Raw genomic sequence first — 24,473 nt, forward strand, 5'->3', positions numbered from 1 at the left:
CCCACGGCCGCAGCGGCGTATCCCCCGCGCGCCGGGCCCGGGCTGACGCGAGCCGGGTTGCGGGCCGGGGCCCAGCCGCGCCCCCGGTTCCGGCTGGCGCTCAGGGCTGCATCCGCGCTGGGATACAACCGTGAGCGCCAGCTTTCCGCCGCCGGCTGGCGCTGAGGGTTGCATCAGCGCCGGGATACAACCGTGAGCGCCAGCCGGCCAGACCGGCGACACCGCCCGGGCGATCGGCGCTGATTCCCGGGGCGGGACCGGCATCGTCGCCGGGCGTCACGGTGGGCTCGATGTGTCTTCGGCCCGGCATCGTCGCCGGGCGTCACGGCGGCCCGGCATCACATCGGGCCCGCCGTGGGAGTCGGTTCGGCGGCCCGGCACGGACATCGGGCTCCGCCTGCGGAGTGCGGGAAGGCGTCCCGCGGCGCATCCGGTCAGGCGGCGTCGTCCACCCGGAGGCGATAGCCACGTTTGATGACCGTCTCGATGTGCTTGCCCGAGCCGAGCGCGGCCCGCAACCGGGCGACCGCCACGTCCACGGCGTGCCCGTCGTTGCCCCGCGGCAGGGCGGCCGCGAGCTGATCCTTGGAGACGACCGACCCGGGCCGCGCGGCCAGCGCGGACAGGATCGCCATCGCGGCCGGCGCCAGGACGTGCGGGACGCCGTCGATGAGGGCGGCGTGCCCCCGCACCTCCAGGGTCGAACCGGCCACCCGCAGCTTCACCACCCGCCGCGGCAGCTCGTCGGTGACCGTCTTGATCAGTGCGCCGAGCCGGTAGCGTTCCGGCATCACGACCGGGACTCCCCGCTCGACGAGGGGCGCCGCGGTCACCGGCCCGACGCAGGCGGCCAGCGTCCCGGCCTGGAAAGCGCGCGCCACATCGGCCCCGGCGTCCCCGGCGATCTGCAGGAACGCCTTCACCGCGGGCGCGCTGGTGAACGTCACCGCGTCGATCTGCCCGGCCGCGACCTGCTCGGCGAGCCTGCGCACCGGGGCGACGTCCGGCGGCAGCGCCCAGCGGTAGACCGGCACCTCGACGACCGCCGCCCCGGCCGCACGCAGCGCGTTCACGAACTCGATCTGCGGCTCGCCGTGCTCCTGCACCACGATCCGCTGCCCCGCCACGCCGTCCTGCAGCAGCCGCTCGAGCACCTCCTCGGAGGCCTCCGTCTTCGCCGCCCAGTCCTCGGTGAGCCCGGCCGCCCGGATCGCCCCGCACGGCTTCGGCCCGCGCGCGATGATCTTCGCCCCGCGCAGCGACTCCCGCAGGGACTCGCCGAGCCCCCAGCCCTCGGCCGCCTCCAGCCAGCCGCGGAACCCGAACCCGGTGGTCGCCACCACGAGATGCGGCTCCAGTCCGATGCAGGCCTCGGTCGCCGCGCGCAGCGCGTCGTCGTCGATCAGCGGCACGATGGTGATCGCCGGCGCGCTGACCACCCGCGCGCCGCGCCGCTCCAGCAACGCGGTCATCTCACTGCGGCGTCGCTCCGCGGTGACCGCCACGGTGAAGCCGGCCAGTGCGCCCTCGGTCATCCGGTCCCCATCCTGTGCCGCCGTTTCCGCTGCAAGACTCCTAAGACCTGATTTCGGGAACGGTAGGTGAATGTTTCCACGGTGATAACGCCGACTCACTTCCCCGCCGAACCCGCTTGTGGGCAGTCGATCATCAGGCCCCACCGATCAAGTGTCGCTCGCCCGAGATCCACTCCTCCCAGCGCGACCACGCCCGACGAGCCCGCCCCGCCCCCTCAGCCGCCCGACGCCACCCCAGCCCGACGCCCGCCCGCAACACGCCGCCCGCCCCACAGCTGGTTCTCATGGGCGTTATCCGGGACGGATAACGCCCATGAGAACCAGCTGGCGAGGGCTAGCCGCGCCGCGAGCTGGAGTGGGGACCACCTCGCGCGCGGCGGCGACGGCTTCGCGCGCGGGAGCTGGTCGGGACGGGCGAGGGGTCAGCGGGGGTCGTCGGGGTGGTCGAAGAGGGAGTCGGCGCCGAGCAGGTCGCGGAGTTCCTTGCGCAGGTGGAAGGCGGCGATGCGGCCGTCGAGCAGGCCGATGCGGTAGTCGGGGCCGACCTCGGGGTCGTCGGCGATCTGCGGGTCGCGCAGTCCGGCAGCCCCGTCCACCCGTCCGGCGTTGTAGGCCACCAGCGCGTCGTCCATCGATCCCACTCCCCATCCGGCATACGTCGGGCGTCAATCTTGCACGCCGGGCCGGACCGCAGAACCGTCCGTAGGTCTCGATCCCTCCACCCGTCGGCCGCTCCCCCTCAACCGGGCGGCATCCGCACACCGGCAACCGAGCTGAAACCGTCCTGCACCCGGGCGACCTCGCTCACACCGCCGTTGTTTTGTGCTGTGACCGTGCCCCGCCACGGAGGCCGCCCTGGAGGGTTTCGCGTTCTGGGCCGGCCACGGCCCTGCGAAGCCCGCAAGGGTCCCCGCGGGAGCGACGGCCCGGACCACGGCGGACGTAGGACATGAAGCATTTGATCTTGGGGTTGATCGGGAGAAGGAGCGCGGCCCGCGTCTTCGGAGGACGCGGGCCGCGGGCTGGGGTCTCTCAACGGGGTCTCTCAGCGGGGCAGGAGGCCGCTCGCCTTCCAGAGGGAGCGGGCCGGGCCGCCGCCGATGAGGTCGAGCTCGGCGAGGTAGGCGACGATGCGTTCGCCGGCCCAGCGCATCGTCTCCTGGTGGTGGGGGTTGGCGCGGGCGGCGCGGCGGCCCTCCTCCGGGTCGATGCCGACGGCGCGGTAGACGCGGGGGTCGACCAGGCGGGTGCCGGTCAGGTAGGCGGCGCGGCCGATGACGAGCTTGTCGAAGGCGAGCCGGGACTTGCCGGCGAGGCGGATCTGGCGGGCGAGCTCCTCGCGGGCGAAGCGGACGTGCCGCGCCTCCTCGACGACGTGGATGCGGGAGACCATCCGGACCAAGGGCTGGACGGTCTCGTCGGACATCGCCTCGCGTTGCAGCGTGTCCAGGATCTCCTCGGCGATCAGGATCGCGGCGAACATGCGCGGGCCGGTGGCGGTGTGCGCGATCCACTTGCCGAGGAACTCGTCGATGCCCTGCGGGCGGTAGACCGGGGTGCCGAGGCGGGCGATCATCTTGCCGAACATGACCGAGTGGCGGCACTCGTCGCCGATCTCGGTGAGCGCGTACTGCGCGTGCGGGGCGGTCGGGTCCTGCTTGAAGTAACCCCTGATGAGCAACTGCATCAGGATCGTCTCGAACCAGACGCCGAGCCCGGCGATGCTCGCGACCTCGTGCTTGGTGAGCTCGATCCGCTGGTCCTCGGACATCCGGTCCCAGAGCGCGGTGCCGTAGAGGCTCGACCGGTGGGCGGGGACGAAGTACTTCCCGTCGGCGAACGGGGCCTCCCAGTCGATCTCGATCTCGGGGTCGTAGGAGTGCTCGGCGGAGGACCGCAGGAGCCGGGTGGCGGTGCGGTCCCGATCTGTCACTGTCATCGGCCCTCCAGAAGGTCCAGGTACTTGACGTTACCGGCGGTAACAGTTACTTCTAGTACTATGAACTCGGTCACTCCTCCCGTCAACACCGACGGTCGCCGCGGTCGATGGGACGGTCATCGCGAACAGCGCCGCGCGGAACTCACCGCCGCGGCCGTCGAGGCGATCCGGCAGCACGGGCCGGATGTCGGCATGGAGGCGATCGCCGCGCACGCCGGCGTGAGCAAACCGGTGCTCTACCGGTACTTCGCCGACAAGTCCGAGCTGTGGCTCGCGGTCGGGCAGGCGGCCGGCGCGATGGTGCTGGACGCGATGATCCCGGCGGTCGCGGCGATGCGCGAGGAGCGGGCCGCGATCGCCGCGGCGATCGACGTCTACCTGGCGCACATCGAGGGCGATCTGAACCTCTACCGGTTCGTCGTGCACCAGCCGGACATCGCCCGGCATCGCGACGTGGTCGCCGACGTGGTGGACACGGTGGCCAGCGGTCTGGCGCGGATCTTCGGCGACCGGCTGCGAGCGCGCGGGCTGGACTCCGGGGCGTCACTGCCCTGGGCGTACGGCGTGGTCGGTTACGTCCAGTCGGTCGGCGACTGGTGGCTCCGGCAGCAGCAGCCGATCAGCCGCGAGGCGCTCGGCGAGTACCTGACGACGTTCCTCTGGGGTGGCGTCTCCGGAATCAGTCGCGCGGCGGACACGCCCGGCGGCTTGGCGGCTCAACAGGAAGGGTGGGCGACCACGTGACGGACGAGGAGGAGTACCGCGGGCCGGCGACGCTGAGGCTGGACCACGGTGAGGTGGCGGTCGAGGTGCGGATGTCCGCGCACTTCGAGCCGATCGAGGGCCGGTTCCGCTGGGCCGGGCGCACCAACCCGGTCGAGGACCTGCGGGAACGCGTCAGCGGCGGCCTGCGCAAGGCGGTCATCGTGATCCCGGGAGCGGCGGAGACGGCGGTACGGCTGAGCGAGCCCGACCCGTGGGGCGGGGTGCGGATCAGCGGCACCGGGACGCCGCCCTGGTTCCCCGCGGTGGTGGCCTCGTGAACGACTTCGACGTGGTGATCATCGGTGCCGGGCTGTCCGGGATCGGGGCGGCCTGGCGGCTGCAGAAGCAGCGGCCCGCCGACACCTACGCGATCCTGGAGGCCCGGGACGCGATCGGCGGGACGTGGGACCTCTTCCGCTATCCCGGGGTGCGATCCGATTCGGACATGTTCACGTTGAGCTATCCGTGGCGGCCGTGGCGGGAGCCGGAGTCGCTCGCCTCCGGGGACAAGATCCGGCGGTACATCGAGGACACGGCGGACGAGGCGGGGATAACGGGACACATCCGGTTCGGGGCGCGGGTGGTGAGCGCCGACTGGTCCGCCGCGGACGCGCGCTGGTCGCTGAGAACGGAGAGCGGCGAGGTCTACACCGCGCGATTCCTGTACGCCTGTGCCGGCTACTACAGCTACGACGAGGGCTACCTGCCCGACTTCCCCGGGGTCGCGTCGTACGGCGGGAGGCTCGTCCATCCGCAGTTCTGGCCGGAGGACCTCGACTACCGGGACAAGCGCGTCGTCATCATCGGCAGCGGCGCCACCGCGGTCACCCTGGTCCCCGCGATGGCCGCCGACGCGAAGCACGTCACTATGCTGCAGCGCTCCCCCACGTACGTGCTGCCGCTGCCGAACCGGGACGGCATCGCGAACCTGGCCCGCCGCGTCCTCCCGCCGAAGGCCGCGAACCGGGTCGCCCGTAGCAAGAACGTCCTGGCCACCCAGCTCTTCTACCAGCTCGCGCGCAAGCGCCCGAAGCAGGTCCGCCGCATCCTGCAGGGCCTGGCCGGCCGCTTCCTGAAGAACCCGGGGTACGTCGACGAGCACTTCAAGCCGCGCTACGACCCCTGGGACCAGCGGCTCTGCGTGATCCCGAACGGCGACCTGTTCCACAGCATCACGTCCGGCCGCGCGTCGGTCGTCACCGACCACATCGACACGTTCGTCCCGGAGGGCATCCGGCTGAGGTCCGGCAAGGTGCTGGAGGCGGACCTCGTGGTCTCCGCGACCGGCCTGTCGCTGCAGGCGGTCGGCGGCATCCGGGTCAGCCTCGACGGCACCCCGATCGAGATCGGTCAGCAGGCGGCGTACCGGGGCATGATGCTCTCCGGCGTGCCGAACTTCGCGTACTGCATCGGCTACGTCAACGCGTCCTGGACGCTGCGCGCCGACCTGTCCCACCGCTACGTCCTCAAGCTGCTCGACCACCTGGACCGCAACGATCTCGCCGTCGCCACCCCGGTCCCGCTGACCGGTTCCGGTCGTCCCCTGCTCGACCTCTCCTCCGGGTACGTCCAGCGCGCGCTGGAGAAGTTCCCCCGGCAGGGCGACCGCGACCCGTGGCTGGTCCGGCAGAACTACCTGCGCGACGTGCTCACCACGCCCCGCGCCGACGTGACCCAGGACATGACGTTCACCCCGCGTACCGCTCCCGTCCCCAACCCTGAGGTGGTCCGATGACCCGTCTCGATCCCTACCGGTTCGCCGGTCGCACGGCAGTGCTCACCGGCGCCGCCAGCGGCATCGGCGAGCAACTCGCCTACGGCCTGGCGCACCGCGGCAGCAATCTCGTCCTGGTCGACGTCGACGGCTCCCGGCTGGAGCCGGTCGCCACGCGGATCCGCAATGTGCACCCCGGCCGGTCGGTGGAGACGATCGTGGCGGACCTGTCCGACCGCGCGGCCGTCGACCAGGTGGCGAGCCGCGTCCCGGCCTCCCTCGGTCTGCTGATCAACAACGCCGGCGTGGCCCTGGGCGGACGTTTCGACCAGGTCGGCGTGGACCAGTTCGAGCACGTCATGAACGTGAACTTCCGCGCCCCGATGCTGCTCACGCACGCGCTGCTGCCGGCGTTGAGGGCGAGCCCGGGCAGCCACCTGGTCAACGTCTCCAGCCTGTTCGGGCTGATCGCGCCGCCGGGGCAGAGCGCGTACTGCGCGAGCAAGTTCGCGCTGCGCGGCCTCAGCGAGTCGCTGCGCGGCGAACTGATCGAGAACGGGATCGGCGTCACCACCGTGCACCCCGGTGGCATCCGCACCCGCATCGCGGAGAGCGCGCTGATCGGCGACGGCGTGCCGGAATCGGACATCGCGCCGACCCGCAAGCTCTTCGCCGCGCTGCTCAGCTTCCCCGCGGACAAGGCCGCCGAGCAGATCCTGCGCGCCGTCCGGAGCCGCAAGGCACGGCTGCTGATCGCCGCCAACGCCAAGGGCCCCGACCTGTTGCAACGCCTGCTCCCCGCCGGCTCCGCCGAGATCATCAGGAGGCTGACCTCCGTCTCGGTCAAGGCCGCCACCCGGCCCCGGGTCGGTGCGGGCCGATGAACTACCTGGACGTACGGGGATCGCGCATCCGCATCCACGAGACCGGTGACCCGGAGGCGCCGCCGGTGGTGCTCCTGCACGGGATCGGGCGCAGCCTGGAGGACTGGTCGCTGCAGCACTCGCGGTTCGACGACGCGTACCGGGTGATCAGCATCGACATGCCCGGGTTCGGGCTCTCCCAGCGGATGCCGGAGCCGGCCACGCTGTCCACGTTCGCCGACGGCGTCCGGGCGACGCTGGACACGCTCGGCGAGACCCGGCCGGTGCACCTGATGGGCAACTCGCTGGGCGGCGCGGTGTCGATGACCCTGCTCGCCGCCGACCCGTCACGGGTCACGACGCTGACGCTGGTGAACAGCGCCGGGTTCGGCAAGGAGGTGACCTGGGCGCTGCGGATCCTGTCGATCCCCGGGCTCGGCCGGCAGTTGCTGCGGCGCATCGACACGCGGACCGCGCCCCGCGTGGAGCGGACGCTCTTCCGGGATCGGGCGCTGGTCACGCCGGAGCGGGTCGAGATGGCGATCAGGATCGCGCGGCAGCCGGACTTCGCGCCGGTCTACCTGGAGATCGCCAAGGAGCTCGGCGGGTTCCGCGGGGTGGCGGCCGCGTGGCGGACCTCGCTGCTGGCGTCGCTGGCCGGGTCGAGTCAGCCCACGATGATCGTCTGGGGTGAGCGGGACATGATCCTTCCCAGTCATCACCTGGCGGCGGCGCGGGCCGCGTTCCCGCATGCGAAATGGCACATGTTCCCGGACACCGGACACATGCCGCAGATCGAGCGACCGGACGAGTTCGCGGGGCTGGTACGGCCGATGCTGGCTTCCGTACGGGCGTGAGCCGAGGCCGGGCGGCGTGAGGGGGCGCCGCCCGGCCTCCTGTTCCGTGCCCCGGCCCGGTGCCGTGCGCCATCCGCGGCCAGGTGACCGATTTCTCGGACATGCGGCTTCTTCTCATAGTCGGGATGTCGACATGGGACGGCCGATAATGCCTGGTCAGAGGCGTCATGACCGCGAATGTCCCCCGTTCGAGGAGTTGCGGAACCAGAAGTCCGATGTTTGATGGAACCCATGCGGAGAGCGACATTGATGATCGCCACGCTGATCGGGGGATCCCTGGCGGGCTGCGGTCCGGAGCCGGTGGCGGCACCGGTTCCCACCGCCTCACCGCCCACGTTCACCGCCCCGATCAGCGCGGCCCAGCCCCTCGGCGTCGGCCAGGACGTTCGTACGCCGGAGCTGGCCGCCCGGGTCACGGTCGCCGGGACACTGTCGACCGCCGACCGTTACGCAGTGCGGGTGACCGTCCAGGTGCTGCGCGGCACCTACGAGTTCGGGCCGGCGATGGCCCGGCTGCACCACGCCACCGGCCCCGACACGACGCCGGCCGCCGGCAGGGCGGTGCCGCCGGTCGCGTTCACGCTGCACGCCGGGGTGACGCAGCGGTGGGAGATCACGTTCGACGGCGCGGCGGGACACGGCGCCCAGATCCGGATCGCCGGTCCGGCCGGAGACGTCCTCGCCTGGACCGTCCGCTGAGCCGTGCTTCCCGCTGCCTCGCCAGGGACTGTTCCGGGTCGGACGGGACTGCTCGGTGTGCTGTCGCGCCCTCGCCTAGGCTGCGGATCATGACCAATCCCGCGCCGCAGGACCTCCGCCTGCTGGAGGCGTTGCACTCCACCCCGGCCCGCCGCTACCTTTCGACCGAGCCGATCGCCGACGACGTCATCCGCGACATCCTGGACGCCGCGATCCGTGGCCCGTCCGGCGGCAACAGCCAGCCCTGGGTCTGGATCGTGGTCCGCGACCCGGAGCTGAAGAAACCGATCGCCGACTGGTATCGCGAAGGCTGGGAGCGGCACTACGGTTCCCGGCGCGACGAGATCCTCAACGCCGGCGACGACGGCCCGATGAGCAAGCGCAGCTTCCTCGCCGCCGACCACCTCGCCGCCCACCTCGAAGAGGCACCGGTCTGGATCATCCCGGCGATCCTCGGCGCGGCGAAATCCAGCAACCCCCGCCTCGGCTCCTCCATCTACGGCGCCGTGCAGCAACTGATCCTGGCCGCCCGCGCCCACGGCCTCGGCGCGACGCTGACGACGCTGCACATCGGGCACGAGGAAGACGTACGCAACCTCCTGGGTCTTCCGGAGAACGCGCTGACCATGGCACTGATCCCGCTCGGCTACCCGAGCAAGGGCCGGTGGGCGCAGCCGAAACGCCGGCCGCTGGAGGAGGTCGTCTTCTACGACCGTTACCAGGCGTAGCTCGCGTCCGTCCGGCTGGTCACTCGCGGTCCGCTGTGCTCACCGGGCGGCCCCGCTGATGGGCACGGCCGCTGCCGCCACACGCGGTCCGCTGTTGGTTGCGGTGCTCGCCAGGCGGCCCCCGCTTCGGTCGCGGTTTCTGCCGCCGCGCGCGGCCGTTCCGGGTTCGGGTTGCTCCGGAGGTACGTCGTGATCACCGCCCAGCCGCGGCGCGAGCCCCCGGCTGGCACTCACGGTTGCTTCGGGCCGCTTTCCCAATCGTGAGCACCAGCCGCGGCGGCTCGGCTGGCACTCACGGTTGTATCGGGCCGCTTTCCCAACCCTGAGCACCAGCCGCTGCGGCTCGGCCGGCGCTCACGGTTGTATCGGCGGGCTAATACAACCCTGAGTGCCAGCCCGGCACCCGACCGCGGGCAACCGGGCCGTCCGTGCTGGGGGATCGGGTTCAGGCGGGTGGACGGCCTGAGTACTGGCCGGTGGGGCGGAAGCGGGCCGGGCGGTTCGCATACTCCTCGAGGGCGTGCGCCAGCCAGCCCGCGGTGCGCGCCACGGCGAAGACCGCCTCACCGGCATCCGCGGGCATCCCGTACCGCAGTGCGAAGGCCGCCAGCGTCAGGTCGATGTTGGGCATGATTCCGGATCTGCTGCGTACGGCGTCGGCCAGCCCACACGCGGCCTCGTGCACCGGATGATCACCCAGGAGCGCGAAGAGCGCCGCGGCCCGGGGATCGCCCGACGGGTAGAGCGGGTGGCCGAACCCGGGAATCCCGCCGCTGACCCGCAGATGCTCGGAGACGACCTGCACCGGGTCCTCCCCCGCGAGCGCTCGCACGAGCAGCGGGTACACGTGTTCGCTCGCCGCACCGTGCAGCGGCCCGTCGAGCGCCGCGAGTCCCGCGCCGACCACCGCGTACGGATGGGCCCGGGTCGACGCCGCGACCCGCGCGGCCAGCGTCGACGCGGCGATGTCGTGGTCCGCGAGCAGGATCAGCGCGGCCTCCATCGTCCGCCGACCACTTTCGGACATCACCTGCGCGGTCAGCCGGGGCCACAGCACCTCAGCAATCGGTGCGGAGCCGAGGGCAACCAGCGCAGGGCCGGAGCGGGAGCCGGGATCGGGGTCGGGCCCCAGGTCGGAGCCGGGGCTGGGGTCGGAGGCGACCGGCGCCGGACCGGTCGAGGGTGAGGCGGCCGGGGACGGGGCACGGAGTGGGAGCGCCGCGACCATCGTCGCGGTCAGGGCGCGACCGGTGGCCTGGACCGCGGCCGGCGTGGTGTCGAAGCGGAGCGGGTCCGCCGCCGCGATCGCCGCGACCGTGACCCGCAGCCGGTCGGCGAGCCGCGCCGAGCTCGGGAGCAGTGCTCCGACCCGGGACGCCAGGGTCACGAACTCCGGGTTCGCCGGGAACGGCGCATGATCGAGTTCGCCGGTCCAGAGGAGGTTCGCGACCGCCTCGTACGTCGAGTCCCGCGCCAGCTCTGTCGCGTCGTGCCCGCGGTAGAACAGCCCGCCGTCGCGGATCAGCGTGACGCCGGTCTGGATGTTCGGGGTGGCGCGTTTGCGGCCGGCGATCAGCGCGTCGACGTCGGCCTTGGCGAACAGGCTCCCCTTGCCTGCGGCGTTACGCCGGCTGGGCAGCAGGCCGCGGCTGACGTAGGCGTAGACGGTCGCCGGTTTGACGCCGAGCCGCTCGGCGACCTGGTCGGTGGTGAGGAACTGCCGCATGTGCGCATTTTCTCATGTTGACTGGATCAACATTGACTGGCTGTCCGTCAAGTCGAATCGTGAAGGGCATGTTGACTGTCAAGCCAGGACTTGCCGGTGTCGTCGCGTTCGACACCGAGATCGCCGAACCCGACCGGGACGGCGGCTCGCTCCGCTATCGCGGGGTCGACATCCGCTCCCTCGCCGGCCACGTGTCGTTCGCGGACGTCTGGGGCCTGCTCGCCGACGGTGACTTCGACCGTCCGCTGCCGGCTGCCGAGCCGTCCGCGATCCCGGTGAGCTCCGGGGACGTCCGCGCCGACGCGCAGGCCGCGGTGTCGATGCTCGCCCCGCGGTGGGGTCTGCGGCAGCTCATCGACATCGACGACGCCCAGGCACGGGACGACGTCGCCCGTACGTCGGCGATGGTCCTCTCCTACGTCGCGCAGGCCGCCCGCGGCGCGCAGTCCGCCGTCCCGCAGAGTCTGGTCGACGCGGGACGCAACGCCACCGAACAGTTCATGATCCGCTGGCAGGGCGAGCCGGATCCGCGGCACGTGGCGGCGCTCGACCGGTACTGGGTGTGTGCCGCCGAGCACGGCATGAACGCGTCCACGTTCACCGCCCGGGTCGTCGCGAGCACCGGCGCGGACGTGCCGGCCTGCGTCTCGGCGGCGATCGCGGCACTGTCCGGCCCGCTGCACGGCGGCGCGCCGGCCCGCGTGCTCGGCATGATCGAGGCGGTCGAGCGGTCGGGCGACGCCCGGCAGTACGTGCGCGGCGTCCTCGACAGTGGGCAGCGGCTGATGGGTTTCGGTCATGCGGTCTACCGGGCGGAGGACCCGCGTGCCCGGATCCTGCGGGAGGCCGCGTTTGAGCTGGGCGCGCCGCGCTTCGAGGTGGCCCGGGAACTGGAGCTGGCGGCACTGGCCGAGCTGCGCGAACGCAAGCCGGACCGGGTCCTGGAGACGAACGTCGAGTTCTGGGCCGCGGTGGTGCTGGACTTCGCGGGCGTGCCGGCCGAGCTGTTCACCGCGCTGTTCACCTGTGCGCGGACGGCCGGCTGGAGCGCGCACCTCCTCGAGCAGAAGCGCCTCGGCAAGATCATCCGCCCGTCGGCGGACTACGTGGGCCCGCGCGGGCGCGAGGCCACGGAGATCACCGGCTGGTCCGACGCCCTCCGCCGCAACCGCTGATCCTGGCGACGATCAATTCCGGACGTACGGCGTCCGGCCGCGGCCGCTGCCGAAAGCCGGATCACCTGGCGTCGGCCGTGGCGGGCTGACCCGCCCGGGCCAGCGTGGCGTAGCGGCCACCCGCCGCGATCAGGCTGTCGTGGTCCCCGGACTCCAGGACCCGGCCGTGGTCGAGGACCACGATCTGGTCGGCGTCGCGGACCGTGGAGAGCCGGTGGGCGATGGTGACCGTGGTGCGGCCGCGGGACAGCTCGTCGAACGCGCGCTGCACGGCCCGCTCGGTCTCGTTGTCCAGCGCGCTCGTGGCCTCGTCGAGCACGAGGATGCGCGGGTCGCGGAGCAGTGTCCGGGCGATCGCGATCCGCTGCTTCTCCCCACCGGAGAAGCGGTGGCCACGCGAGCCGACCATCGTGTCGTACCCGTCGGGGAGCGCCGCGATCAGCGAGTGGATCTGCGCGGCCCGGCAGGCGGCCTCGATCTCCGCGTCCGTGGCGGACGGCTTCGCGTACCGCAGATTCTCTCTGATCGTCGTGTGCAGCAGGTACGTCTCCTGACTCACCACGCCGACGATGTCCGCGAGGTCGGTCAGTGCCAGATCCCGCAGGTCGACCCCGTCGATCGTCACGCGACCCGCGGTCGGGTCGTGCAGCCGCGCGATCAGGGCCGCGGTCGTGCTCTTGCCCGACCCGGTCTCACCGACCAGCGCGAGCGAGCTCCCCGCGGGCACGTCCAGATCGATGGCGGCGAGGGCGGGAGCATGCTCGTCGTACGCGAAGGAGACGTCCTCGAACCGCAGGTGACCATGCACCCGGTCCAGCCGCACGGGCGACGCGGGAGAGGAGATCTCGACCGGCAGGTCGAGGTATTCGAAGATGCGGGCGAACAGCGCCAGCGAGCTGGTCATCGTCACGCTCACGTCGAGCAGGCTCATCAGCGGCCGGAACAGGTTGCCCTGCAGCGCGGTGAACGCCACGAGCGTGCCGATGCTCATCGCGCCGGCCGCGAACGGCAGGCCGGCGGCCAGGTAGATCGTTGCCGGGATGACCGCGAAGATGATGTTCATGGCGGCCATCCGCCAGCGGCCGGCCAGCTCCGAGCGCAGCTCCAGGTCGATCAGCCGGCCGGACGAGCCGGTGAAGCGCTCGATCTGCGCGGCGCCGGCGCCCATCGTCTTGGAGAGCTGGATGCCGTTGATCGACAGGCCCTCCTCGATGATCACGTTCAGCTCGGCGAGCTCGCGCTGACGGGCCGCGGTGATCTTCTGCCGCATCCGGGCCACGCGGCGGGTCAGCAGGATCGCCGGCGGCAGCACCAGCAGCGAGATCAGGGTGAGCTGCCAGGTCAGCGCGACCATCGCGACGATCGTGGCGACCACCGTGGTGAGGTTGGCCGCGATGCTGGTGGCGGTCGAGGTGACCACCGACTGCATGCCGCCGATGTCGTTGGTGATCCGGGACTGCACCTCGCCGGTACGCGTCCTGGTGAAGAAGCCGACCGACTGCCGCTGCAGGTGGCTGAAGACGTCGACGCGCAGCCGGTGCATGACCCGCTGGCCGACGGTCGTGGAGATCCACGTCTGCACCACGCCGAGCACGGACGTGATCGCGGCGACCACGATCATGCCGGCGACCAGCCACGACAGCAGTCGCAGGTCGCTGTGCGGCAGGGCGACGTCGATGATCTCACGGAGCAGGAACGGCGACGCCATGCCGAGCACGGACGCCACCACGATGATCGCCACCACGAGCGCGAGCTGCTTGCGGTGACCGATGAACAACGCGCCGATGCGGCGCAGTGAGACGGATCGGGCTTGCGCCTTCTCCGCGGGGGTCACGGTTCGTCCCGCGCCCCGCCCTGGTTTGTCAGCCAAGTGCAGACCTTTCCTCGGTACGCCGGTAACAAGCTGAGGTTACCTCAACATGAGGCTACAACGGTAATCGCTGATAGCTTGTTCCCGTGGAAGAGGAGTCGTTGCACGAGGTGTTCTGGGCGGTCAGCAGGCGCATGCGGGAACAGACCCGGCGCGAGATGGAGCCCTGGGGCATCGCGCCGTCACAGGGCCGCGCGCTGAGCGTGCTGCTCTCCGGCGGCCCGATGCGGCTCAGCGCGCTCGCCGAGCGACTCCGGATCGCCCCGCGCTCGGCCACCGAGGTCGTCGACGACCTGCAGGACCGCGGCCTGGTCGAACGTCACCCCGACCCGGCCGACCGCCGCGCCACGCTCGTCGCCCTCACCGACCACGGCCGGGCGACCGGCGCCGGCATCAAGTCCGCCCGCGCCGCGGCCGGCGAACGCGTCTTCGCCTCCCTGGACCCGTCGGACCGGGCCGCCCTCGCCCGAATCCTCCGCAAACTCACCACCGCGTAGGCCCGCTCAGCCCGGCGCGGCCGAAACGTGCGCAAGGCTCGCCGCGAAACGTGCGCGAGGCCCGTACGGGGCTGAGCACGCAGCGCGCGTCACGCCCCGAGCTGGCCCTCACCGTGGTTATGAGGCACGAACAACCACCGTGGGAGCCGGCCCGAAGAGGGCGTCGCGCCGGGAGGCCGGGGACGGCAGGGGATCGCGCCGCACGTACCTACCGCGTCGCGCGCCGAAAGGCCGGGGACGGGACGGGCTCGCGCCGTACGCGCAAGAGGGTCAAAGCTTGTGGTGCAGAGCGTTCCGGAACACGAAGGCACCGCACCCGGCGACCGCGCCCAGGCAGAAGATCGCCAGGTAGAGCCCGGCCGGCACGGAGACCAGTGACGTCGCGCCCAGCACTCCCAGCCCGATCAGGAAGATCAGGCACCAGGTGAGCGTGACGCGCGCGGCGTAGCCCATGGCGTCCCGGGCAAGGATCGCGCGCTCGTCGACCCGGCCGGCCGGCCCGACGCGCAGGGACTGTGCGAACTCGTCGGCGGCCTGGGCCAGTGACGACGCGTCGACGACGGACTCCATCGCGATCTCGAACAGGGCGAGGGTCCGGTGTGCCCCGGCGTGCCCGGGTTCGAGGGCGAGCGCCCGGCCGAGCGATTCACGGGCGCTGAGCGGGCGGCCCGCCGCGAACAGCGCACGGCCGTGGGTGACGTGCAGACCGGCGTCGTAGCCGGCCAGCTCGACGGCGATCTTCAGTCCGTCGAGCGCGTCCCCGACCCGCCCGGCCGCCAGCTGGGCCTCGGCGAGACGGTTGTGCAGGAGCGGGTTGCCCGGGTCCTCGCGGCAGCCGTCGAGCGCGGCGTCGATAGCCTCGCGGTGCCGTCCCAGCTCGGTCGCGGCCCGGCTGACCCAGTACAGCGTCTCCGGCCCGTTCGGGTCGAAGTGCCAGGCGGCTTTCGCGGCGCGCAGGGCGGCGTCGAAGTCGCCCATCGCGAGGTGCGCCCGGGCCATCCGGTGCCAGGCGTCGACGTTCTCGGGTTGCCGGCCGACGATCGGCGCGAGCAGGTGGGCGGCATTCTCCGCACGACCACGGGCGAGGAGGTCGTCGGCCTGGGACAGCAGGGGCTCGGTTCGCACGAGTTCGCAGATCGGCGGCGCGAGGCCCGACCTTGGCGAACCGCACGTTGCGGCCCGGGTGCGTTATCCCCGGTCACGCAGCTCGTGGCGATAATCCAGAAGGGCGTCGACCATTCCCTGTACGAATCTCTCCACCACCTGCAGCTCGGCGACGTCGAACTTCTCCATCACGGCGTCGGTGCGCGGCGCGAGCGGGGTGAAGAACGCCATGGCCAGTGACATCCCGGACTCGCCGTAGCGCAGGTGCACGACCCGCCGGTCGGTGCTCTCCCGCGCCCGCCGCAGGTGCCCGCCGCGTTCGAGCCGGTCGATCATCGCGGTCGTCGCGCCGGAGGAGAGTCCCATCGCCTCGCCGAGCCGGCCCGGGGTCAGCGGCGCGCCGGCCCGCTCGGCGTGCATCACGGCGAGCAGCGCGTGCAGGTCGGGGCCGTGCAGGTTGTTGCGGCCGGCGAAGGCGTGCCCGATGTGGTTGGCCTCGCTGGAGTACGCGTTGAGCAGATCGACGAGCCGGGATCGCAGCCGCTGCCGTTCGGCCGTTTCCCCGGCGAGGGTTTCTGTTTCCTCCACGGTGTCAGTGTTGCAGATCCTGCCACGACGGGTAAGAATCTCGGCAATCGAGATTCTTCAGGTTGGAGGCTTCATGAGACGGGCATGGGCGACGCTGCTCCTGGCCCTGGTGCTCGGCGGTCTGGTGATCGGCCTCTCCGGGTCGACGAGAACCACGAACGATCCGAACGCCTCGCTGCCGTCATCCGCCGAGTCCACCCGGGTAGCTCAGCTGCAGAAGGAACTGCCCTCCGGCCGGACGTCAGCGGCCCTGATCGTGGTCGCGAAGGGCGGTCAGGCGCTCGCCGACACCGACCTGGCCACCGTCCAGAGCCTGGGCCGGCCGATCCTCAGCGACGACCGGAAAGCGGCGATCGTCTCGGTGCCGCTGCCGGCCGGCGTCTCGTCGGACGAGACCATCAAGCAGGTCGCCGACCTGCGCGCCAAGGTCGGGGAGGGGCTGCCGGCCGGCGTGACCGCGCAGGTCACCGGCGGAGCCGGCTTCAGCGCCGACCTGGCGGACAGCTTCACCGGGGCGAACACGCGCCTGCTGCTGGTCACCGTCGTGGTGGTCGCGCTGCTGCTCCTGGTGACGTACCGCAGCCCGCTGCTCTGGCTGGTCCCGCTCTTCGTGGTGGGTCTCGCCGACCGGGTCACGACCGGGATCGTCGCGCTCATCTCGCAGCACACCAGCCTGCCGGTCAGCGGCTCGACCACGGGCATCGTGACGGTGCTGGTCTTCGGCGCGGGCACGGACTACGCGCTGCTGCTGATCTCGCGCTACCGCGAGGAGCTGCACCACCACGAGAACCGGTTCACGGCGATGGCCAGGGCGTTGCGCGGCGCCGGGCCGGCCATCGCCGCGAGCGCCGGCACGGTCATCCTGAGCCTGCTCACCCTGCTGCTGGCCAGCCTGGAGAGCAACGTGTCGCTGGGCGTCACGGCCGCGGCCGGCATCGCGGTCGCCGCGCTCTTCGCGCTGCTGGTGCTGCCGGCCGCGCTGGTGATCTGCGGGCGTGGACTGTTCTGGCCGTTCGTGCCACGGGTCGGTCAGGCCGGCGTCGAGGCGGAGAAGGGTGTCTGGGCGCGGATCGGCCGGGCCGTCTCCCGCAAGCCGGTCGCGGTCACCGTCGCCTCGGTGATCATCCTGGGCGTGCTCTCGGCAGGCGCGCTCGGCACCCGGCTCGGGCTGTCACAGACCGAGCAGTTCCGGGTCGAGTCCGAGTCGGTGGCCGGGCTGGAGACGCTGTCGAAGTACTTCCCGGCCGGCGCGGCCAGCCCCACCGTGGTGCTGACCAGCCCGGATCAGGCGCCGTCGGTGCTGTCGGCGGTCTCCGGGACGCCCGGGGTCGCGCAGGCCCGGATCGCCGAGCAGACCGCGTCGCAGGCAAGCATCCAGGTGATCCTCGACGCGGCGCCGGACACGACCGAGGCGTTCGACGCGATCCGCGCTCTGCGCTCGGAGCTGGACGGGCGGGCGCTCGTCGGCGGCAGTGTCGCGACCAGTCTGGACACCCGCAACGCGACCCGGCACGACCTCGAGGTGATCGCCCCGGTGATCCTGCTCGTGGTGCTGCTCGTGCTGGTGGTCCTGCTCCGGGCCCTGGTCGCGCCCCTGCTCCTGATCCTCACGGTGATCCTCAGTTACGCCGCGGCGCTCGGGGCCGGATCGTTCCTGTTCGACCACGCGCTGGACAACCAGGTGCCGCTCTTCTCGTTCCTGTTCCTGGTGGCGCTCGGGGTGGACTACAACATCTTCCTGGTCACGCGGGCACGGGAGGAGGCCGGCAAGCGCGGCACGCGGGACGGGATGGTCCACGCGGTCGCGGTCACCGGCGCGGTGATCACGAGCGCGGGCATCCTGCTGGCGGCCGTGTTCGCGGTCCTCGGGGTGCTGCCGGTGATCACGCTGACCCAGATCGGCGTGATCGTGATGATCGGGGTGCTGCTGGACACGCTGCTCGTCCGTACCGTCCTGGTCCCGGCCCTGGCCACGATTCTCGGGGACCGTTTCTGGTGGCCGGGCCGCCCGCACGCGCCGGCCGCGGAGGAGAGCGGCACCCCGGACGGGGAGGCCGTCGACAGGAACTGACCCGGCCGGCGCTCACGGTTCGTAGAAGGCCCGTCGCGAGCCGTGAGCGCCAGCCGGCGCTCACGGCTCGCGACGTCAGGACGGGGCAGGGGCCGGGACTCCGGCGAACGGGATGGCGGCCGGCGTCGTGTTCTTCTCCCCCGCCGGGTGCTGCCACACGCCGCGACGGCGCAGCTCCGGGAGCACGCCCTCGCCGAACCAGTACGCCTCCTCCAGATGCGGATACCCGGAGAGGATGAACTCGGAGATGCCGAGCGCCGCGTACTCCTCGATGCGGTCGGCGACCTCGGTGTGGCTCCCGACCAGCGCGGTCCCGGCGCCACCGCGGACCAGCCCCACCCCGGCCCACAGGTTCGGCGACACGACCAGGCCGTCCCGGTTGCCGCCGTGCAGGTCGAGCATCCGCCGCTGCCCCTCGGACTCGCTCGTGCGCAGCCCGGCCTGCACTCCGGCGATGTCGGACTCGGAGACGTTCTGCAGGAGCCGGGCCGCTTCCGCCCAGGCCGCCTCGGCAGTGTCGCGGGTGATCACGTGCAGCCGGATCCCGAACTTCATGTCCGGCTTGAGCGTCCGGATCCAGGCGAGCTTCTCGGCGACCTGGGCGGGCGGCTCACCCCAGGTCAGGTAGACGTCGGCGTGGTCGGCCGCGACCGGGCCGGCCGCTTTCGAGGAGCCGCCGAAGTAGATGGCGGGCGCGACCTCCGGCACCCGCGTGAGCCGGGCGTTCTCGACCCGGACATGCTCACCCTCGTACGTGATCGTCTCTCCCCGCAGCAACCCACGGACCACGGTGAGAAATTCGGCGGTCCGCGCGTAGCGCGAGTCCTTGTCCAGGAAGTCGCCGAACTGTCGCTGTTCGCTGGACTCCCCGCCGGTGACGACGTTGAGCAGCAGCCGCCCACCGGAGAGCCGCTGGAACGTCGACGACATCTGCGCCGCGAGGGTCGGCGAGATCAGCCCGGGCCGGAACGCGACCAGGAACTTCAGCCGCTCGGTGACCTCGGTGAGCATGGCCGTGGTCAGCCACGCGTCCTCGCACCAGGCGCCGGTCGGGGTGAGCGCGCCGACGAATCCGAGCTGCTCGGCGCTGCGCGCGATCTGGCCCAGGTATCCGATGGTCAGCGGCCGCACACCGCCGGCCGAGCCGACCGGGGTGCCGTGACCGCCACCGACGATGTCCCGGCTGTCGCCGTTGGTGGGAAGAAACCAGTGGAAGTCCATGCCCCGGAGCCTACCCACAAGTCCCATCGACTCGATAGGATGCCTCAGCATGATCGATGAGGTTGCATACGACGAGGCACGCCTGCGCGACTGGACGGCCGGGCGGGCCCGCGGCTTCTCCCGGCGTAACCTGTTCGCCCTGGCCACGGCGGTCGGCGCCGCCGGTCTGATCCCGAGCCCGGCTCGCGCGGCCGACTCCCCGATCGTCAAGCCGCTGCCGCCCGAGCTGTTCCGGGTGCTCGGCACGAACGCCGAGACGAAGTGGTCCGCCCTCAAGGACCAGGGCTACTTCGTCCCGATCGACCGGTTCTTCGTCCGCAATCACACCAGCACGCCGCGGCTCGACGCGTCCACCTGGAACCTGGAGATCTCCGGCTCGGGGCTGCGCGGCGACGCCGTACACCTCGATCTCGACGATCTTCGCCGGCTCCCGGCGGAAACCCACGCGGTCACCGTCGAATGCGCCGGGAACGGCCGCGGCTACTTCACCTCACAACAGGGACAAACCGTCTCCGGTACGGCCTGGGGCCTGGGCGCCGTCGGCGTGGCGCGCTGGCGCGGCGTGCGCCTGTCGACCGTTCTGCGCCGGGCCGGCCTGCACCGCGACGCCCTCGACGTGCAGGCGTCCGGCCTCGACCCGAACTACGTCACCGGCGGGGTGGATCTCGGCCCGGTCCGCCGTCCGATGCCGCTCACCAAGGCACTCGACGACGTGCTGCTCGCCTACGAGATGAACGGCGAGCCGCTCCCGCCCGACCACGGCCACCCGGTCCGGCTGATCGTCCCGCACTGGATCGGCATTGCCTCGATCAAGTGGGTCGGCAAGATCGAGGTGTCCGCCGAGCCGCTCTTCTCCCCGTGGAACACGCAGTTCTACCGGCTGTTCGGCCCGGAGTTCCCCGCCGAGGGCCGGCCCTTCGACAAGCAGGTCGTCAAGAGCGCCTTCGAGCTGGAACCCGGCACCACGTTCACGGCCGGCCGGCGGGTCAGGCTGACCGGGCGCTCCTGGTCCGCGAACGGCCCGATCCGCAAGGTCGAGGTCAGCACCGACGGCGGCACGACCTGGCGGCACGCCCGCTTCACCGGCCCGTCGTGGGACGGCGCGTGGCAGCGCTGGGAGTTGGACTTCAAGCCCGCCGCCGGCGCCCACGAGCTGCTCGCCCGGGCCACCGACGTGCACGGCGTCACGCAGCCGGAGGTCGCCCGCTACAACACGCTCGGCTACCTGTTCGACGCGGTGGTCCGGGTGCCCGTCACCGCCGCATGAGAACGGGCCGGGGCTGATTACAGCCCCGGCCCGGTCACGCACTCAATCAGGACTTGAAGACATCCTTGATCTTCTCGCCGGCCTGCTTCAGGTTGGCGCTGGTCTGGTCCGCCTTACCCTCGGCCTCGAGCTGCTCGTCGTCCGTGGCCTTACCGACGCCTTCCTTGGCCTTGCCGCCGATTTCCTCGGCCTTGTTGTCCACTTTGTCGTCGAAAGCCATCGCACACCTCCAGGTTGTCTGACCATTGCTATACCCCCCACCACGCCGCCCCATGCCTCCTGGGCCACGCCAACCTCAAATCAAGATCTTCATGTCCTATCTCCGCTGTGGTTGCTCTCCGCTGCTCCCGCGGGGACCCCTGCGGGGTTCGCAGGCCGTTGACCGGCCAGAACGCGAACCCCTCCGGGGCGGCCTCCACGGCTGGTCCCGCTCAAAGCACAAAACCCGCCCACGAGCGACAGAGTGGATGGCACGGTCATCGCGCGCGGGGCCGCGAGGCCGCTGCGCTCACCCCAGAGGCGCGACGCACCGTTCCGGCTGGTGCTCATGGGCGTTATGCGTCCCGCATAACGCCCATGAGCACCAGCCGGAAACCCCTGCCCGCGCCGCCCAGCCGGAGCTGAGTCCCGCTCGCGAGCGCCCGCCAGCGAAGCACCCACTCACCCCGCGACGCGCGTCACGCCCGTCGGCTGGCGCTCACGGTTGTTTTAAGGGCCGAATACAACCGTGAGCACCAGCAGGCGGGCGTGACCCGCGCGGGGAGCTTGGGTGGGCTGGGCGTCGCGGAGCTGGACTGCGAGAGCTGGCCGTCGCGAAGCGGGCCGCGAGTGCCCGGCGGGACCGGAGTGGGCCCAGGGCTGGGCGGGGTGGCGGATGGGGTGGTGGGGTGACGGTTGTGGGGTGGCGGGGAGGGGGCGGGGGCTGGGTTATGGTGGGCGCCGGACCCGGGGAGCGTGGATGCCGTCGAAGAAGGACGTGGAAGGCGTGCCACGGGGCCGGACCCGACGACCTGTTGCAAGAACCACCAGAACTTCCAACAGCCCAGCAGAAACAGCACCACCCAAGACGCTCAAAACCGGCAAAACCACCTCCACCGACGTCGCCAGAGCGGCCGGGGTGTCACGGTCGGCGGTGTCGTTCGCGTTCAACAATCCGCAACGGATCTCGACCGCCACCCGGGAGCGGATCCTCGCCGTCGCCGAGGAGCTCGGCTACACGCCGAACACGCTCGGGCGGATGCTGCAGGCCGGCACCACCAACTCGATCGGCGTGCTGTTGCCGCAGCGGCTGGCGCAGATCCTGGAGAACCCGTACTACTCACGGTTCCTGATGGGTGCCGGCCAGATCTGCGACCGGGAGGGCTACACGCTCCTGCTCACCCCGCCGCTGCAGGACTCGGTGCTGAAGGCGATTCCGTACGCCGCCGTCGACGGCTTCATCGTCTGCGGGCTGGAGATCGACCGCGGCGAGGTGGCCGAGCTGGACCGGCGCGGCATCCCGTTCGTGCTGATCGACTCGGACCGTCACGAGGGCGCTCCGCACGTCGAGGTGGACGACCGTGGCGGCGCCCGGGAAGTGGCTCGCTACCTGCTGGAACTCGGCCACCGTCGGATCGCCGTGCTCTCCATCGGCCCCGCTCCGGAGGCGACCGGCCGCGGCCCTCTCGGCAGGCGGCTGGCCGGCATCGGGGACGCGCTGGCCGAGGCCGGGCTGACCATGAGCGACGTGACCCTCGCCGAGGTGCCGGCCACCCGGGCCGAGGGGTACCGGGCGACGAAGGCTCTCGCGCCCGGGAAGCCCACGGCGATCCTGGCCCTTTCCGACGTCCTCGCCTACGGCGCCGTGGACGCTCTGCAGGAGCTGGGCATCAGCGTCCCGGACGACGTCTCGGTGACCGGTTTCGACGACTTGGCCGAGTCCGCGTGGTTCCGTCCCCGGCTCACCACGGTCCGGCAGCCGATCGTCACCAAGGGCCGGATGGCCGCCGACTTCCTGATCTCGGCGATCCGCGGCGAGGATCAGCACCCGCACCAAACACTTGGCACGTCACTGATAGTGCGCGATTCGGCCGCAAAACGCCTATAACCCCACCTCTGCAAGAACTTGCAGAAAGAAAGCAGCCGTCGGGCTATGTAACACGTGTTAGTTGCCTGCTAGATTTCCTCGCCATGACGGATCAACTGATCGCACCGCCCACCGTCGAGGCGCCGCCGGCTTCCTGGTGGCGCAACGCGGTCATCTACCAGATCTACCCGCGCAGCTTCGCTGACTCCAACGGCGACGGCATCGGCGACCTCCCGGGCATCACCGCCCGCCTGCCGTACCTCAAGGATCTCGGGGTCGACGCCGTCTGGCTCTCCCCGTTCTACGCGTCGCCGCAGGCGGACGCGGGTTACGACGTCTCGGACTACCGGACGGTCGACCCGATCTTCGGCACCGTCGCCGACGCCTCCGAGCTGATCGCCGGCGCCCACGCGCTGGGCCTGCGCGTCATCGTCGACCTCGTGCCCAACCACTCCTCCGACCAGCACGAGTGGTTCCAGAAGGCGCTCGCCGAGGGCCCCGGCTCGCTCTTCCGCGACCGCTACCACTTCCGCCCCGGCAAGGGCGAGAACGGCGAGCTGCCGCCGAACGACTGGCCCTCGATCTTCGGCGGGCCGGCGTGGACCCGCGTCGAGGACGGCGAGTGGTACCTGCACCTGTTCGCCGCCGAGCAGCCCGACTTCAACTGGGAGCACCCGGCCGTCCGGGACGAGTTCAAGACCATCCTGCGGTTCTGGCTGGACCTGGGCGTCGACGGCTTCCGGATCGACGTCGCGCACGGCCTGATCAAGGAGGACGGCCTGCCGGACGTCGGCGCGGACGCCGAGTGGCACCTCCTGGGCGTCGGCGAGAGCCCGTGCTTCGACCGCGACAGCGTGCACGAGATCTACCGCGCGTGGCGGCAGATCCTCGACGAGTACCCGGGCGAGCGCATCGCGGTCGCCGAGGCGTGGGCGCCGAACCTGGCGCGGGTCGCCCACTACGTCCGCGAGGACGAGCTGCACCAGGCCTTCAACTTCAGCTATCTCGGTACGGCGTGGAACGTCCACGAGCAGCGCCAGATGATCGACGAGTCCTTGGACGCGATGCGCGCCGTGGGCGCCCCGACCACGTGGACGCTGTCGAACCACGACGTCGTGCGCCACACCACCCGGCTGATGCAGACCGGGGACGGGGAGGTCGCGGGGCGCAAGGCGGTCGCCGTCGACGAGGAGGCCGGCCTGCGCCGCGCCCGTGCGGCGAGCGCGCTGATGCTGGCGCTGCCCGGCTCGGCGTACCTCTACCAGGGTGAGGAGCTCGGTCTTCCGGAGGTCGTCGACCTGCCGCCGGAGGTGCGTCAGGACCCGGCGTTCCACCGCGCCGAGGGCCAGGACGGCTACCGCGACGGCTGCCGGGTGCCGATCCCGTGGAGTGGCGACACCGCGCCGTACGGCTTCGGCCCGGAGGGCGGCGGGAGCTGGCTGCCGCAGCCGGAGTCCTGGGCGCGGCTGAGCGTGGCCGCGCAGGCCGACGTGCCCGGCTCGACGCTGGAGCTGTACCGCACGGCGCTGACCGTGCGCCGCACCGACCCGGCCCTGCAGGCGATCGACAACCTGCGCTGGATCGCCGCGCCGTCCGGGGTGCTCGCGTTCGAGCGCGAGGTCACGGGCGCCCCGGTGTTCCGGTGCGTGGTCAACATGGGCGACGAGCCGGTGACCCTGCCCCGGGCCGGTGAGCTGCTGCTCGCCAGCGGCCCGGTCGAGGCCGGCCCGGACGGGATCGTGCTGCCGCCGGACACCACGGTGTGGTGGTCCCGCTGAGCTGACACGGC

At 71.6% G+C, this 24,473-nt stretch carries 22 protein-coding genes; 13 read left to right on the top strand and 9 right to left on the bottom strand.

What is annotated here, in order from left to right; genetic code table 11:
• Positions 1-434: 434 nt before the first annotated feature.
• From Acy02nite_RS14775 to Acy02nite_RS14785, 3 genes are all read right to left on the bottom strand, one after another.
• A complete protein-coding gene (locus tag Acy02nite_RS14775; protein ID WP_203740915.1) occupies positions 435-1,535 on the bottom strand; it encodes a uroporphyrinogen-III synthase in 1,101 nt (366 codons plus the stop codon).
• A 422-nt stretch (positions 1,536-1,957) separates the two neighbouring features.
• The gene (locus tag Acy02nite_RS14780; RefSeq protein WP_203740917.1) at positions 1,958-2,167 is read right to left on the bottom strand and encodes a hypothetical protein; all 210 of its coding nucleotides are present in this window, start codon (positions 2,165-2,167) and stop codon (positions 1,958-1,960) included.
• A gap of 413 nt (positions 2,168-2,580) precedes the next feature.
• Positions 2,581-3,474: an AurF N-oxygenase family protein gene (locus Acy02nite_RS14785; protein WP_203740919.1), complete on the bottom strand. Its 894-nt coding sequence runs from the start codon at positions 3,472-3,474 to the stop codon at positions 2,581-2,583.
• Positions 3,475-3,534: 60 nt separating this feature from the next.
• Here Acy02nite_RS14785 and Acy02nite_RS14790 point away from each other — a divergent pair, with 60 nt between their 5' ends.
• From Acy02nite_RS14790 to Acy02nite_RS14820, 7 genes are all read left to right on the top strand, one after another.
• A complete protein-coding gene (locus Acy02nite_RS14790; RefSeq protein WP_203740921.1) occupies positions 3,535-4,218 on the top strand; it encodes a TetR/AcrR family transcriptional regulator in 684 nt (227 codons plus the stop codon).
• On the top strand, positions 4,215-4,517 hold the full coding sequence (locus Acy02nite_RS14795; protein ID WP_203740923.1) for a DUF4873 domain-containing protein: 303 nt from the start codon (positions 4,215-4,217) through the stop codon (positions 4,515-4,517). The genes Acy02nite_RS14790 and Acy02nite_RS14795 overlap by 4 nt, the downstream gene beginning before the upstream one ends.
• Positions 4,514-5,974, top strand: coding sequence for a flavin-containing monooxygenase (locus Acy02nite_RS14800; protein ID WP_203740925.1), 1,461 nt, complete (start codon positions 4,514-4,516; stop codon positions 5,972-5,974). Before Acy02nite_RS14795 ends, Acy02nite_RS14800 begins: the two co-directional genes overlap by 4 nt.
• Complete coding sequence (locus Acy02nite_RS14805; protein WP_203740927.1) at positions 5,971-6,837, top strand: SDR family NAD(P)-dependent oxidoreductase; 867 nt, start codon at positions 5,971-5,973, stop codon at positions 6,835-6,837. Before Acy02nite_RS14800 ends, Acy02nite_RS14805 begins: the two co-directional genes overlap by 4 nt.
• Entirely contained in the window at positions 6,834-7,673 is an 840-nt protein-coding gene (locus Acy02nite_RS14810; RefSeq protein ID WP_203740929.1) for an alpha/beta fold hydrolase, read from the top strand. Before Acy02nite_RS14805 ends, Acy02nite_RS14810 begins: the two co-directional genes overlap by 4 nt.
• 231 nt (positions 7,674-7,904) lie before the next feature.
• Positions 7,905-8,372, top strand: coding sequence for a hypothetical protein (locus Acy02nite_RS14815; protein WP_203740931.1), 468 nt, complete (start codon positions 7,905-7,907; stop codon positions 8,370-8,372).
• A gap of 89 nt (positions 8,373-8,461) precedes the next feature.
• A complete protein-coding gene (locus Acy02nite_RS14820; RefSeq protein WP_203740933.1) occupies positions 8,462-9,100 on the top strand; it encodes a nitroreductase family protein in 639 nt (212 codons plus the stop codon).
• A gap of 445 nt (positions 9,101-9,545) precedes the next feature.
• Here Acy02nite_RS14820 and Acy02nite_RS14825 read toward each other — a convergent pair whose 3' ends face one another.
• Positions 9,546-10,826 (bottom strand): citrate synthase, encoded by a 1,281-nt coding sequence (locus tag Acy02nite_RS14825; RefSeq protein WP_203740935.1) that lies wholly within the window; start codon positions 10,824-10,826, stop codon positions 9,546-9,548.
• A 68-nt stretch (positions 10,827-10,894) separates the two neighbouring features.
• On the opposite strand from Acy02nite_RS14825, the gene Acy02nite_RS14830 reads away from it, so the two are divergent.
• Positions 10,895-12,001, top strand: coding sequence for a citrate synthase 2 (locus tag Acy02nite_RS14830; RefSeq protein ID WP_203740937.1), 1,107 nt, complete (start codon positions 10,895-10,897; stop codon positions 11,999-12,001).
• A gap of 61 nt (positions 12,002-12,062) precedes the next feature.
• Here the strand turns inward: Acy02nite_RS14830 and Acy02nite_RS14835 are convergent, their stop codons facing one another.
• A complete protein-coding gene (locus tag Acy02nite_RS14835) occupies positions 12,063-13,835 on the bottom strand; it encodes an ABC transporter ATP-binding protein (RefSeq protein ID WP_203741054.1) in 1,773 nt (590 codons plus the stop codon).
• Between the two features lie 122 nt (positions 13,836-13,957).
• Here Acy02nite_RS14835 and Acy02nite_RS14840 point away from each other — a divergent pair, with 122 nt between their 5' ends.
• Positions 13,958-14,368 carry a MarR family winged helix-turn-helix transcriptional regulator gene (locus Acy02nite_RS14840; RefSeq protein WP_239174804.1) on the top strand — a complete coding sequence of 137 codons (411 nt, stop codon included), beginning with the start codon at positions 13,958-13,960 and terminating at the stop codon, positions 14,366-14,368.
• Between the two features lie 270 nt (positions 14,369-14,638).
• Here Acy02nite_RS14840 and Acy02nite_RS14845 read toward each other — a convergent pair whose 3' ends face one another.
• Entirely contained in the window at positions 14,639-15,493 is an 855-nt protein-coding gene (locus Acy02nite_RS14845) for a tetratricopeptide repeat protein (RefSeq protein WP_203740939.1), read from the bottom strand.
• A 63-nt stretch (positions 15,494-15,556) separates the two neighbouring features.
• Complete coding sequence (locus Acy02nite_RS14850; protein ID WP_203740941.1) at positions 15,557-16,060, bottom strand: MarR family winged helix-turn-helix transcriptional regulator; 504 nt, start codon at positions 16,058-16,060, stop codon at positions 15,557-15,559.
• A 73-nt stretch (positions 16,061-16,133) separates the two neighbouring features.
• Between Acy02nite_RS14850 and Acy02nite_RS14855 the strand changes: the two genes are divergently transcribed.
• Positions 16,134-18,131, top strand: a complete 1,998-nt coding sequence (locus Acy02nite_RS14855) for an MMPL family transporter (protein ID WP_203740943.1) — start codon at positions 16,134-16,136, stop codon at positions 18,129-18,131.
• A gap of 75 nt (positions 18,132-18,206) precedes the next feature.
• Here the strand turns inward: Acy02nite_RS14855 and Acy02nite_RS14860 are convergent, their stop codons facing one another.
• On the bottom strand, positions 18,207-19,352 hold the full coding sequence (locus tag Acy02nite_RS14860; protein WP_239174806.1) for an LLM class flavin-dependent oxidoreductase: 1,146 nt from the start codon (positions 19,350-19,352) through the stop codon (positions 18,207-18,209).
• A 49-nt stretch (positions 19,353-19,401) separates the two neighbouring features.
• On the opposite strand from Acy02nite_RS14860, the gene Acy02nite_RS14865 reads away from it, so the two are divergent.
• A complete protein-coding gene (locus tag Acy02nite_RS14865; RefSeq protein WP_203740947.1) occupies positions 19,402-20,619 on the top strand; it encodes a sulfite oxidase in 1,218 nt (405 codons plus the stop codon).
• 46 nt (positions 20,620-20,665) lie between these two features.
• Here Acy02nite_RS14865 and Acy02nite_RS14870 read toward each other — a convergent pair whose 3' ends face one another.
• On the bottom strand, positions 20,666-20,839 hold the full coding sequence (locus Acy02nite_RS14870; protein WP_203740948.1) for a CsbD family protein: 174 nt from the start codon (positions 20,837-20,839) through the stop codon (positions 20,666-20,668).
• Positions 20,840-21,577: 738 nt separating this feature from the next.
• On the opposite strand from Acy02nite_RS14870, the gene Acy02nite_RS14875 reads away from it, so the two are divergent.
• On the top strand, positions 21,578-22,705 hold the full coding sequence (locus tag Acy02nite_RS14875; RefSeq protein ID WP_203740950.1) for a LacI family DNA-binding transcriptional regulator: 1,128 nt from the start codon (positions 21,578-21,580) through the stop codon (positions 22,703-22,705).
• A gap of 83 nt (positions 22,706-22,788) precedes the next feature.
• Positions 22,789-24,462, top strand: coding sequence for a glycoside hydrolase family 13 protein (locus tag Acy02nite_RS14880; RefSeq protein ID WP_203740952.1), 1,674 nt, complete (start codon positions 22,789-22,791; stop codon positions 24,460-24,462).
• The last annotated feature ends 11 nt before the right edge of the window (positions 24,463-24,473 follow it).

Origin of the sequence: Actinoplanes cyaneus (assembly GCF_016862095.1) — a bacterium.
In the GTDB taxonomy this organism is placed as follows: Bacteria; Actinomycetota; Actinomycetes; order Mycobacteriales; family Micromonosporaceae; genus Actinoplanes; species Actinoplanes cyaneus.